Origin of the sequence: Longibacter salinarum (assembly GCF_002554795.1) — a bacterium.
Lineage (GTDB): Bacteria > Bacteroidota > Rhodothermia > Rhodothermales > Salinibacteraceae > Longibacter > Longibacter salinarum.
In genome coordinates, this window is the sequence record NZ_PDEQ01000002.1 from 615,125 (window position 1) to 627,651 (window position 12,527).

Below are 12,527 nucleotides of genomic sequence, written 5' to 3' on the forward strand. Positions count from 1 at the left end.
AACTGTTGTAATCGCCCTAGCTACCGAACCGTTTTGATTTCAAACCGGAATGTCTCCATATGTTGGAATGTCTCCATATGTTATTGAGAAACGGACGTCGTATGTCTCATACGTCTTGGAAAAGAGGCGTTGTCGAGAAATAACGCACTCACACACTCCAATGCCAACATACGCCCGTGCATTTCGGAGCAGCCGAGCTGGAAATGCCGAAATGACACACGCTCTAATGAAAGTGTCCGTTCGATACTAGCCTTTACGCAAGAGCGCTTTCGAGGCCGGAGTCTCGGACGAAGAGGCACGTAGATTCGGTCGTTTCGACGAGGGCCCTTGAGAATGCGAAGTCGATGTTCGGATCCAGTCCGAAGATGCTGAGGTCAGACTGCGGTGCATCGCGAACGTGATCACGGAAGTCGCCCGAGCGGACCACAATCTCGGGGTCGGGGATGCGGCCTAGATCCGTCAGCGTGTCCAGGAACTCTTGGGCTCGTGCTTCCTCTTTGGGATCGTTCGTCACCGTGAGCACACGTAGACGTGCGTCCCAGTTTTGCGACAGCTTGTACCCGGTGAGAAGGGCCAGATCCAGGTTGCCGATATCCATCGAGATATTCCATTCGGGACTGCGGTCCCGAATCCAAACGTTGATGGTCTGCTGTTGCCCGAGTGCGGCCCGCGGGTGGGGGGCATAGAGCATCGTCCCAACCTTCTCACGATCCGCCTCACGGATAATGCGTCGATAGTCCTCCTCCCGGTTCGGCTCCGGCATGCGAAGAAAGACGACGTTGGGTCGAAAGAAAGCCCCCCGGAGAGCCTGCATGCCCGCGCTGAGGCCGTCCGCAAATCCACCTGCATCGAGAACGGTGTGGGAAGCGAACACGCCGCGTTCTCGGAAGGCGCGGGTGAGTGGTTCCAGCGATTGATTGAGATGGTCGCTGTCTTCGTCGGTGATCCCGACGATCTTTACGGAGCCCTGAGGCTTGGTGACGTGTTCGAGCATCAGAAAGGTGCCTCGGAGGTCGCTCGCATTTTCCACGGGAACGAGCAGGTTGGGCTTCCAGGCACGTTCTTGCATCGTCGGCAGCTCTGCCACTTTCTTCGCCGCCCATTCCGCTACGGAGACGAACATCCCACTGCGAACGTCCTCGAACGGTGCATCGAGATGTCTCCGCGCCAGCCATCCGTAGACCGCTATGGTCGCCACGACAGCGATCAGGCTCACGGTCGGGTTGATGATAAACATAGCGAAAAGGGATCCCAGCAGGCCGAGGAGCGACACCCAGCGAGGAATGCGGAGCTTCGGTCGGAAGCTGACGAGGTCGAGACTCTGCTCGATCAGGACGGCCGCATTAATCATCGCGTACGTGACCAGGAAAAACATCGTGATGAGCGGAGCGACGGCATTGAGGTCGCGAACCAGAAGCGAGAGAACGATAATGCCGCCGGTAACCCACATCGCGTTCCTCGGCTCGCCATTGTCCGCGCGACGCGACAGCCAGCTACTCGCTGGGACGACCTCGTGCGCCCCCATGGCCTGCAGGATACGGCCCGCTCCGACGAAGGACGCCAGGGCGGAGGAGAAGGTTGCGCCCAGAAGCCCTGCAAGCACGGCCGGACTCCAAAATGCCTTTTCCGCCATGACCATGTAGTTCGTCTTCAACTCTTCCGGTGTCGCGGACTTGGCGAGCCAGATGGCAAGAAATACGTAGATAATGAATGCCACGCCGATCGCAGCAAGCGTGCCGATCGGGATGGCTTTGCGGGGCTCCTTTAAGTCACCGCTCATGTTCGCCCCGGCCATGATTCCGGTGGTCGCGGGGAAGAAGACGGCAAAGACGATCCAAAATCCCGAACCGTCCCCGGCGGCCGTAGCGAAGTCGCCCCAGAGTTTTATCTCGCCAAGATCGTACTGCATTGAGCCGGTGCCTGCCGCCAGACCGATCGAGACGAGCGATGCCGCGATGATAGCCATAATCAGGTACTGGACGCGGATGGCGAAGTCGGCGCTAACATATGCAATGCCGTAGAGCGTGACGAAAACCGCGGCGTCCACGAGCATAGCGCTATGCCCCGGGAAAATCGCGAGCCAGCCTTCGCGAAAGCCGAAAATGTACATCGTCACCGCCAGTGCCTGCGAAAGGTAGCGCGGGATCCCCACGCTCCCGCCGACCTCAAGACCGAGCGACTGCGCGATGACCGCGTACGCTCCACCGGCCCCAATTCGGATGTTCGTCGTGATGGACGACATCGAGAGGGCCGTGCAGAGCGTGATACCGAACCCGAGGAAGATGATCATCAGCCCGCCGAGAAGCCCGGCATTGCCGATCACCCAGCCTTCCCGGAGGTACATGATGACGCCGAGGATCGTCAGGAGCGTCGGTGTGAAGACGCCGCCGAACGTCCCAAACTTCTTGCGACCCTTCGTCGGTGTGCTTTCAACGGACGCCTGGACATCCTCTCCGACCGAGATGCCCTCACGACGATCGGACGTAGAGGCATTTGAAGCGGTTTGCTCGGACGAGACGGAGCCAGCTGCGTTGGACTCGTTCATGAGACGAGTAGGTTCGGGAGAAACAGCGCGATGTATTCGCGAGACAAAGTTTCTCCAACATATGAATGAACACGGTGACGTGTCCAACGACCGGGGAGAAGTGAGAGCCCGGTTTTGTTACTACAACGAGATTGGGATTCTCCAGCGGGGAAACGGGATAACAGGCGTTGTTATCCGTGATTTGAATACAGTCCAGGATTGTGCGTTTACTCTTTATTGGCAAGCTGTCCGCACGCGGCGTCGATATCCTGACCCCGACTCCGACGCACCGTAACGGTCACGCCTTCGCTAATGAGAACCTGAATGAAGTCATCGAGCCGATCTTCGGGCGTTCGACCGAAGCCGAGTCCATCGACCGGGTTGTACATGATGAGGTTGACCTTGCTCGGCACCCACCGCGTGATCTCTGCGAGCTTTCGGGCATCCTCTTTGGAGTCGTTGACCCCGTCGAACATGCAGTATTCGTACGTGATCGGGCGGCCGGTATGAGCTGCGTAATACTCGATCGCTTCTTTCAGCGCCGGCAGACTCGTTTTCTCCGCCTCGTTGATGGGCATGATGGAGCTTCGCTTCTCGTTCGTCGGCGCGTGTAGCGAGACGGCGAGGTGGAAGCGCCGCTCGTCATCGGCGATGTCCTTGATCCGACGTGCGAGCCCGACCGTTGACACCGTAATCCGACGCGGCGAAAGGTCGAGGCCTTTCTCGTGCGTCAAAATATCGATGCTCGTCATGACGCCGTCGTAGTTGAGAAGAGGTTCGCCCATGCCCATGTAGACGACATTCGAAATGGGTTTGCCAAAATGCTCGAGCGCAGCGTCGTTCATCAGCCGCACCTGATCGACGATCCCGCCGGCAGAAATGTTTTCCTGAAAGCCCATCTGGCCCGTCGCACAGAAGGTGCAACCCATCGCGCAGCCAACCTGGCTGGACACACAGACGGTCAGACGTCGAGCGTCTCCACGCTCATCAATGTCCGGAATGAGTACCGTCTCCGCCCGGTTACCCGAGGGAAGACGGAAAAGCGCCTTCATCGTACCGTCGCCCCCTTTCTGCATCGTGTCCACGTCGAAGCTGTGGATCGTCGCATGCTTCTCCAGAGCCGCACGAAAATCTTTGGGGAGGCTCGTCATTTCTTCGAAGCTCGCCGCGCCCTTTCCGTACATCCAGTGGAAGAGCTGTCGGCCGCGGTACGCCGGCTGACCGATGGAGGTGACGAACGCCTCCAGGTCATCCGTGCCCATCGCTTTCAGGTTCACGCGTCCGTCGTCGGCTTTTGCGTGGTGGGGAATGTGGTCGAGGTCGATCATCCGGCGTGCTTCCGTTTGCAAAAGAGGTCGGGCCGAATCGGCGTTTTATCAGGCCCGCGTAGATAATATGTACGTGAGATGACGCGAAAACGTTTGACGTCCGGGACTTTACCCACTCGTGAAAGAGGCGATCGCGCTCCACGCGTCAGATCCCAGTGGGGTCAGTCCGAAAAGAACGGGCGGCGCACAGTCCAGACGGCGACGCCGATCATCAGGACGGCGAAGCCCAGACTGACCGAGATACTTGTCAGAGGTGAGGCGAGCGTACCGGGAGCAGAGGCGAGGCCGTACATGCCGTGGCGAATACCGCTGACTGCGTACGACACCGGGTTGATCCACACGAGCCACTGTAGAACCGGCGCGGCGCCTTCGTAAGGAAACATGGCACCGGACAGGAACCAGAGCGGCAGCAGGAAGAGATTCATCACGGCATGGAAACCGCGCGTGGTATCCATGCGCCATGCGATTGTGAACCCTAGGGCGGTGAACGAGAGGCCCGTGAGCAGGCAGATAGCGAGGATGAGAATTACGCCGGCTACGTTTGGATAAATCCCAATAAACGGTAGTGCAAGAAGGATAAGAAGTGCCTGCACTGTTGAAAGAATGGTACCGCCGAGCGCATTCCCAAAGACGAGTGCCGTACGAGGCGTTGGCGCGACCATCACGGCCTGGAGGAATCCGGATGTCCGTTCCTCGACAATGGAGATGGTGGAAAAGATCGCTGTAAACAGAAGAACCAGGGCGATCACGCCAGGGAACAGAAACTCCACGTAGTCAACGCCTGCTGTCGAGCCGGGCATCTGAAACGTGTCCTGAAATCCGAGCCCAAGTAGTAGCCAGAAGGCAATCGGCTGGGTGAACGCGCCGAGAAGCCGGCTACGGTCGCGGACGAACTTCAGAATCTCGCGGCCAGTTAGGGCAAAGACGGTAGTGAGGGCCTGCATGCGGTGATACGATTTCAGGGCAAGAGAGCGAGGCGCCGCGGTGGACGATTCAGGAGTTGCGCAGCACTCCCTTCGGCTCGTCGTCCGGCTGTACACCGGCCCGTGAAACGAACACATCTTCCAGTGTTGGCTGCCGGACGGTGGCGCTTCGAATGTGATCTCCGAGCGCCTCGTACAGTGAGCTGAGAAGCTGCGGTGCGTCTTCGTGGGCGATCTGGAGTGATTCGCCGGCTATGTCCGCTCGAATCCCGAACTGTGACTCGATATGGTCGCGCAGGGCGGAGGGATCATCGCTTTCAATCCACAACATTTCCCCACCGAGCTCGGCCTTGAGGGCATCCGGTGACCCGTTGGCGACGAGGCGCCCGTTTGCGAGAATAGCCACCTGATCGCATCGCTCCGCTTCTTCCATCAGGTGAGTGGCAACGAGAAGCGTCGTGCCTTCGTCTTCGCGAAGACGATCGATCGCCTGCCAGAAGGTGCGCCGTGCCATCGGGTCGAGTCCCGTGGTCGGTTCATCAAGGAGGAGGAGCTCGGGACGGTGCAGCAGTCCGCGAGCGAGATCGACGCGACGCTGCAGGCCCCCCGAAAGCGTATCGACGCGGTCGTCAGCTCGGTCGTAGACGTCGAAGAGGGTGAGCAAATGTTTGATGCGCTCCTGAAGAGCCTCGCCACGAAGACCGTAGAGTGCACCCTGGAATCGCAGGTTTTCGCGGACCGATAGGTTCTCGTCCAGCGCGTAATCCTGAAAGACAGACCCGAGCCGTGCACGAACAGCGGAGGGTTCATCTGTTGTCGAGAGGCCGAAGACGCTGGCCTGTCCCTCCGAGGGAGGCATCAGGGTTGACAGGATGCGAAAGAGCGTTGTTTTGCCACTTCCATTTGGGCCGAGCAGCCCGTGCAATGCACCCTCCTCGATGTGAAGCGAGAGATCGGACAGGGCCTCATGTGAGCCGTAACGGTGGCTCAGGCCCTCGATGGCGACGGCGGGAGCGGGCATATGGGGAAGCGAAGAAGCGGTGGGGGCAGAGAAGCCAGCGAAGCGTAACGATCAAAACGGACCGTCCGGTCGTGAGGTTCATGCTGACCTTTCCAATGTTTCGACTACATAGAAGCGATTGGACTGGACGGCACGTCGCATCATGTTCTGCCAGGATGGAATGCATGCAGGCAGGTGCAGCTTATGCAACCAGCCAGTCGATGCCGATGGCGGCGACGAGAACGGGGATGTAGACGATCGACGCTTTGAGGACCCGGCGAGCGGCCTGTCCGGTTTTGGCTCGGGCGAAATCGATCGTCGTCCACAGAAACCAGATACCCAGCGGTGCAGCGACGGCGAGATAGAGCCAGCCGGCGGTGCTGTAAACGAATGGGGTGACACTCGCAACGCAGAGGAGAACCGTAGAGCCGATCATCTGCACGGCGGTTGATGTGCCGCCTGGCTCGAGGACCGGGAGCATGGCGTAATTCCCTCGTGCATAGTCCTTTCGATACATCCAGGCGAGCGAAAGGAAGTGGGGCATTTGCCAGAAAGCAAGGATGGCAAATATTGCCCAGCCGCCGGCGCCGAGGTCACCGGTTGCGGCCGTGTAGCCGCCGAGCGCCGGCAGAGCTCCAGGGATGGTACCGATCACTGTATTCCACTTGGTGGTTCGCTTCAATGGCGTGTAGACGTACACGTAGAGAACCGCTGTCACCATCGCCAGGAGAGCCGTGAGCGGGTTCACGATGGGGCAGATGATGGCCACGCCCACGCAGACCATTGTTATGCCAACGGGCCGGGCGGCGGATGCAGAAATTCGGCCATCGGGAATGGGACGGTTCGCCGTCCGTTTCATCTGAGCGTCGTAGCGCTCCTCGATCACATGGTTTAGCATGCCGACTCCCCCCGCGCAGAGGGCGGTACCTACGAGTGTGACGCCGAGGATGAGGAGGTCGACGGAGTCCGGTGATCCAAGGAGGAAGCCAGCAAGCGCTGAGACCGTGACGAGGAACGAGATCTCCGGCTTCGTCAGCTCCAGGTAATCCCGCAGCACGTCTTGCCATGTTCGCTCTTCCGTGGCAACGGCCGAGTGAACGGGCCGATCGGCACGGGCGACCGCGGCGGGCGTCTCACGCGGAGAAACGTCAATGTCGGAAGTAGACATGCAACAGGAAGTTAGAACAGAAGGGGAAGAGCCGAGGGGCCGCAATTACGCGTCTGCCTTAGGCGACGTGGAAGCGAGCACAGGTTTTGACTGGCTGTGGTCGCCTGTGGATCGCCTCGATTCGTCCAGCAGTTCCGTTACGCGGCGCTGCGGAGCTTGGCGGCGGGCGGCGAGGAGCGTCGTTGCCGTTGTCGTTCCCATGAGAATCGCCCCCACCAATACGTGACTGGACGCGAGAACGATTTGTAGCGTTGAACGGGTCGATGCCGCCATATCGGTCACTAGCACGACGTATGCGGCGAGCCCAAGAGTGAATTGGACGGCGAGTGTTAGTACCATGGCCCACGCGCTGAGGTTGAGACCGCGGTAGCCGTCGAAATGCTTCTGGACGAGGACAAACGTAGCAATGATGAGTCCGGAAACGATCAGGGCACCTGCAATGTGGAGAGCGGCATAGAATCCGTGGATGCCGTGACCGAATTGCCGGAGAACCGCACCGAGGACGATCTGAAGGTACAGAAGTCCGACCGTGGCGTAGGCAGTCCGACGTAGCGTCTGAGCAGCATCGGAGTCCGGCAGGCGCGATGAAATGCTTCGCCACGTCTTCGTTGTTGATAGCGCCAGCGCGGCGAGGACGGCGACGAAGATCTGTGCCGTGCAGGCGTGCACTGCCGCGAGAGCGAGCGAGTTCTCGGTCACGCGGAGGCCGCCAAGCAGACCCTGAATCGAAACCAGCACGAGGGCGGCAATACCGAGACGTCGCGCCCATCGACGCGAATCGGCCAGGTACGTCCAAACCGCCAGGATGAGTGTCAGAAAACCGACGAGAGCGCCAAGAAGGCGATGTCCGTGTTCCGCAAGCACCGGAGCGTACTCATACCATCCCGGCATCCCCGTTCGAAACGGGTCATACGAGCCGAACGAAGAGGGCCAATCGGGGACGGCCATGCCGGCGTTGATGCTTGTGACCCATCCGCCCCAGGAAATCAGCACAGCCGTAACGGCCAGAGCGAGAAGGGCGAACCGTCGCCGCGCCTTCCACGCTCGATCGTCAAGAGAAAGGTCCATGATGCCGAAGGCGACCTGAAAGATAGAGTAACCAGGACAAAGAAAACCGACCGCGCTACCTGCCGGTTTCGTTAAGAAGCGGTGGGAATGAAGCCTGTGTGGATGTCGGTTAACAACCTGGAAACGGAGGCCGTGTCGTGTTCGATATCCACCGATTCGAATTGTACATTCCCCCGTGACCGGTCGTTTTATAGAACGACGGGTTCGCGCACGACGCCGTGTGAGAATTGTTGCGCGCCCACTCAGAATTGCCAATACATTTCCAACGCATGTCAAACGGTACGCTGATCGCCTCCATTTCTGGAATTCGTGGCATTGTCGGTAACGGGCTCGACCCATCGGTTCTTGTCCGATACGCGTCGGCGTACGGTACGTGGGCCCACCGGCGGGCCGTGGCGGATGGTCGCTCGCCCCTGATTGTCGTCGGACGAGATGCCCGGCGCTCGGGTCCGGTATGTGCTTCGATTGTCATGTCTACACTTCAAGGGATGGGCTGCGACGTGATCGATGCCGGCTTAGCGACCACTCCGACGGTTGAGATGGCTGTCATTGAGGAAAACGCAGCGGGAGGAATTATTCTCTCGGCTTCGCATAATCCGGAGGAATGGAATGCACTCAAGCTGTTGAACGAGCGTGGGGAGTTTCTCACGCCGGCCGAAGGAGAAGCGGTCATGCAGATCGCCGACCGAGAGGATACAGATCCCGCCGGGGTCGACGCGCTGGGCACGCTTCGGGAGCACGACTTCCTCGACATGCACGTGAGCCGGATCCTTGATCTGGACGCCATTGACGCAGATGTGATCGCCGGAGCGGGCCTGACGGCGGTTGTGGATGGCGTCAACTCTGTCGGCGGCGTGGCGCTGCCACGATTGCTTCACGAGCTCGGTGTGGAGGTGATCGAACTGAACTGTGAGCCGACCGGCCGTTTCGCACATCCCGCCGAGCCGCGACCGCAGCATCTCAAAGGGTTGACGCAGAAGGTCAAAGAGGAAGGCGCCGACATTGGCCTCGCCGTGGACCCCGACGCAGACCGTCTTGCACTTGTTGACGATCAGGGTCGATTCATTCTGGAAGAACTGACTCAGGTTATCGCAGCGGATTTCTGGTGGCAGCATCACGATGGCCCTTTCGTGACGAATCTGTCGTCCTCCCGGGCAATTGAAGATGTCGCGACGAAATACGGCCAGGAGGTACATCGCTCGGCGGTTGGAGAGATCAACGTCGTGATGACGATGAGAACGAGCGGGGCCGTGTTAGGGGGCGAAGGCAACGGCGGCGTCATCGTACCGGACCTGCACTACGGTCGGGACGCCCTGGCGGGAGCGGCGATTGTCCTGCAGCATCTCGCCACCTCGGGCAAAACGCTCGCCGAGATTCACGATAGCATGCCATCGTACGAGATCGCCAAGGACAAGCTTCCGCTTCCCGATCTGGATGTGGATGCGCTTTTGACACGCATGGCGACGAAGTATGAGGAAGAGGATCTCTCCGCCGTTGATGGCCTCAAGATCGACTTTCCAGATTCGTGGGTTCATATGCGACCCTCCAACACCGAGCCCATCCTTCGGGTTTACGCCGAAGCGTCCACCGTGGCGAAAGCACAGGCCCTGGCGGATCGCTTCAAACAGGAACTATCCGACATGATCGGCTAGCCCGTCCGCTCGCTCGAGTCGGCATCACCATTTCTCATCGACCGTTCTTCGACACTCATTTCTGGTCTCAATCATATGCCCGACGAAAACGCCTCAACGCAGGTCGACCCATCGTATGACCTCATATCCTCACGGCGTCAGCCGCTCGACGCTATTTTTAACCCGAAGAATGTCGCCGTCATCGGCGCGAGTGAACAACCCGGCAGCGTGGGGCGAACGCTCCTGTGGAATTTGATCAGCAACCCGTTCGGGGGAACCGTTTTTCCCGTAAACCCGAACCGGGACAGTGTATTGGGAATCACGGCGCACGATACGATCGGTTCGATCGATTCGGACGTTGATCTTGCGGTGATCGCGACGCCGGCGCATACGGTTCCGTCGATCGTAAAAGAGTGTGCGGATGCCGGTGTGGGTGGCATTATCATCATCTCGGCTGGCTTCCGTGAGATCGGTGAGCAGGGCGCGGAGCTAGAGAAGGAGATTCTCAACATCGCGCAGCGCGAGGGTGTGCGCATCGTGGGGCCGAACTGCCTCGGGGTGATGCGACCGCCGTCTGGCCTCAACGCCACGTTCGCCGGGGCCATGGCTCGCCCGGGTAACGTGGCGTTCGTCAGTCAGAGCGGTGCGCTCCTCACCTCGATTCTCGACTGGAGCTTCCGCGAAAACGTCGGGTTCAGCGCCTTTGTCTCCATCGGCTCGATGCTGGATGTCGACTGGGGCGACGTCATCCATTATCTGGGGGACGATCCCAAGACGGAAGCGATCGTTCTCTACATGGAATCGATTGGCGACGCCGGGTCCTTTATTTCGGCGGCTCGTGACGTGGCGCAGTCGAAGCCCATCATCGTCATCAAAGCCGGGCGGACACAAGCCGCTGCGCAGGCTGCCGCCTCCCACACGGGAACGCTCGCCGGTTCGGACGCTGTGCTCGATGCCGCATTCCGGCGTACGGGCGTCCTCCGTGTCGATCGGATCAACGATCTGTTTTACATGGCGGAGGTGTTGGCCAAGCAGCCACGTCCGCGTGGACCACGTCTCACGATTCTGACCAATGCGGGTGGGCCAGGCGTATTGGCGACGGATGCCCTGATCGAGGGCGGTGGGGAGCTTACGCCGATCTCGGACCACGCGATGGAGCAATTTAATGCTGTTCTGCCGGAGGCATGGAGCCATGGCAACCCCGTGGACATCCTTGGTGACGCCGATCCGAAGCGGTATGCGCAGGCGCTCGAAATCGCCTCGCAGGATGAAAACTCGGATGGCCTGCTCGTCGTGCTGACGCCGCAGGCGATGACGGAGCCGACGAAGACGGCCGAGCATCTCCGGCCGTATGCGCGCAATAATCGCAAGCCGGTGCTCGCAAGCTGGATGGGAGGCGCAGCGATCGAATCGGGAGAAAACATCTTGAACGAGGCGGGCCTGCCCACCTTCGCGTATCCCGATACCGCGGTGCGCGCGTTCAACAACATGTGGCGGTACAGCTACAACCTCAAGGCGCTATACGAAACCCCTAGCCTGCCGCAGGACGAGGAGGGGCTGCCGGCCCGGGACGACGCCAACTCCATCGTTCAGAGCGCCCACAAAGATGGTCGGGTTTTGCTCACAGAAGCAGAGTCGAAACGGCTGCTGAAAGCCTACGGAATCCCGACAGTTGAGACGCGGATCGCGGAGACAAAAAACGATGCCGTTGCAGCAGCAGATGATATCGGTTATCCGGTTGTCGTCAAGCTCCATTCGCTGTCGATCACACACAAAACGGACGTGGGGGGCGTCAAGCTCAACCTTGAGAATGCCGAGGAGGTCGAGTCCGCCTTCGACGCCGTCAAAGGTGGCGTCCCTGCCGATGGCTTCGACGGCGTGACCGTTCAACCGATGGTCGACCTTTCCGATGCGTACGAACTGATTGTCGGGAGCAGTATGGACGATCAGTTTGGTCCGGTTCTGCTCTTCGGGTCCGGAGGGCAGCTCGTCGAGGTGGTGAAGGATAGCGCGCTCGGCCTTCCGCCGCTCAACACGACTCTGGCGCGCCGAATGATGGAGCAGACGAAAATCTACGAGGCACTTCAGGGCGTGCGCGGTCGCGAGCCGGTCGATATGGATGCGCTCGAGAAGCTGATGGTTCGATTCAGTCAACTCGTTGCGGAGCAGCCGCGCATCAAGGAGATTGACGTCAATCCGCTTCTCGCGCAGCCCGGGGATGAAGGACTCCTCGCTCTGGATGCACGGGTCGTTCTCCACCCGTACGAAGTTGATGACGCAGATCTTCCGTCACCTGCAATTCGGCCGTATCCGCGGCAGTACGTCGGGCAGCACACGATGCGTAGCGGTAAAGAGGTCACCGTGCGACCGATCCGACCGGAGGATGAGCCAAAGGTCGTCCAGTTCCATAAAGAGCTCTCCGAGCGGAGCGTCTACCTTCGTTACGCCAGTCTGATGAAGCTGGAGCAGCGAGTTGCACACGAGCGGCTCGCACGCATCTGCTTCATCGACTATGCCCGTGAAATGGCTTTGGTCGCCGAAACCGAGGATGAGGAAATCATCGGAATCGGGCGATTGACCCAGCCGCCGGGACGAAACGAGGCGGAGTTTGCTATGCTCGTGATTGATGAATATCAGGGCGAGGGAATCGGCACGGAGCTACTCCGTCGCCTGGTTCAGGTTGGCGAGGATGAAGGGCTTGACCGCATCACAGCGGATATTCTGCGTCAGAATCGGGCGATGCAGCGCGTCTGCGAGAAGATCGGCTTCCAGATCCTGCATTCAAACGATCCGGCCGAGGAGATGGTGAAGGCGGTCAAAGAGCTTTGATCAGCTCTCCGAACCACGCTTTTCCCACGCGCTGTGACGTAGGCTCGATCCTATTG

Annotated in this window: 8 protein-coding genes; 2 read left to right on the forward strand and 6 right to left on the reverse strand. The window is 59.7% G+C overall.

The window, feature by feature from the left end:
- Positions 1-253 precede the first annotated feature (253 nt).
- From CRI94_RS05850 to CRI94_RS05875, 6 genes are all read right to left on the reverse strand, one after another.
- On the reverse strand, positions 254-2,545 hold the full coding sequence (locus CRI94_RS05850) for an amino acid permease (protein ID WP_098074720.1): 2,292 nt from the start codon (positions 2,543-2,545) through the stop codon (positions 254-256).
- A 206-nt stretch (positions 2,546-2,751) separates the two neighbouring features.
- Positions 2,752-3,852, reverse strand: coding sequence for a dual-specificity RNA methyltransferase RlmN (gene rlmN, locus CRI94_RS05855; RefSeq protein ID WP_098074721.1), 1,101 nt, complete (start codon positions 3,850-3,852; stop codon positions 2,752-2,754).
- Positions 3,853-4,013: 161 nt separating this feature from the next.
- Positions 4,014-4,796 (reverse strand): ABC transporter permease, encoded by a 783-nt coding sequence (locus tag CRI94_RS05860; protein ID WP_098074722.1) that lies wholly within the window; start codon positions 4,794-4,796, stop codon positions 4,014-4,016.
- A gap of 49 nt (positions 4,797-4,845) precedes the next feature.
- Positions 4,846-5,796, reverse strand: coding sequence for an ABC transporter ATP-binding protein (locus CRI94_RS05865; RefSeq protein WP_098074723.1), 951 nt, complete (start codon positions 5,794-5,796; stop codon positions 4,846-4,848).
- A 181-nt stretch (positions 5,797-5,977) separates the two neighbouring features.
- Positions 5,978-6,943: a heme o synthase gene (gene cyoE, locus CRI94_RS05870; protein ID WP_098074724.1), complete on the reverse strand. Its 966-nt coding sequence runs from the start codon at positions 6,941-6,943 to the stop codon at positions 5,978-5,980.
- Positions 6,944-6,988: 45 nt separating this feature from the next.
- Positions 6,989-8,011, reverse strand: a complete 1,023-nt coding sequence (locus tag CRI94_RS05875; protein WP_098074725.1) for a COX15/CtaA family protein — start codon at positions 8,009-8,011, stop codon at positions 6,989-6,991.
- A gap of 269 nt (positions 8,012-8,280) precedes the next feature.
- Here CRI94_RS05875 and glmM point away from each other — a divergent pair, with 269 nt between their 5' ends.
- Positions 8,281-9,663 (forward strand): phosphoglucosamine mutase, encoded by a 1,383-nt coding sequence (gene glmM / locus CRI94_RS05880; RefSeq protein ID WP_098074726.1) that lies wholly within the window; start codon positions 8,281-8,283, stop codon positions 9,661-9,663.
- Between the two features lie 75 nt (positions 9,664-9,738).
- Complete coding sequence (locus CRI94_RS05885; protein ID WP_098074727.1) at positions 9,739-12,471, forward strand: bifunctional acetate--CoA ligase family protein/GNAT family N-acetyltransferase; 2,733 nt, start codon at positions 9,739-9,741, stop codon at positions 12,469-12,471.
- The last annotated feature ends 56 nt before the right edge of the window (positions 12,472-12,527 follow it).

Excerpts from the sequence above, each read along its gene's own strand:
- CRI94_RS05875 (WP_098074725.1), bottom strand. The coding sequence starts at position 8,011 with ATGGACCTTTCTCTTGACGATCGAGCGTGGAAGGCGCGGCGACGGTTC.
- CRI94_RS05885 (WP_098074727.1), top strand. The coding sequence starts at position 9,739 with ATGCCCGACGAAAACGCCTCAACGCAGGTCGACCCATCGTATGACCTC.
- CRI94_RS05860 (WP_098074722.1), bottom strand. The coding sequence starts at position 4,796 with ATGCAGGCCCTCACTACCGTCTTTGCCCTAACTGGCCGCGAGATTCTG.
- CRI94_RS05865 (WP_098074723.1), bottom strand. The coding sequence starts at position 5,796 with ATGCCCGCTCCCGCCGTCGCCATCGAGGGCCTGAGCCACCGTTACGGC.
- CRI94_RS05850 (WP_098074720.1), bottom strand. The coding sequence starts at position 2,545 with ATGAACGAGTCCAACGCAGCTGGCTCCGTCTCGTCCGAGCAAACCGCT.
- cyoE (WP_098074724.1), bottom strand. The coding sequence starts at position 6,943 with ATGTCTACTTCCGACATTGACGTTTCTCCGCGTGAGACGCCCGCCGCG.
- glmM (WP_098074726.1), top strand. The coding sequence starts at position 8,281 with ATGTCAAACGGTACGCTGATCGCCTCCATTTCTGGAATTCGTGGCATT.
- rlmN (WP_098074721.1), bottom strand. The coding sequence starts at position 3,852 with ATGATCGACCTCGACCACATTCCCCACCACGCAAAAGCCGACGACGGA.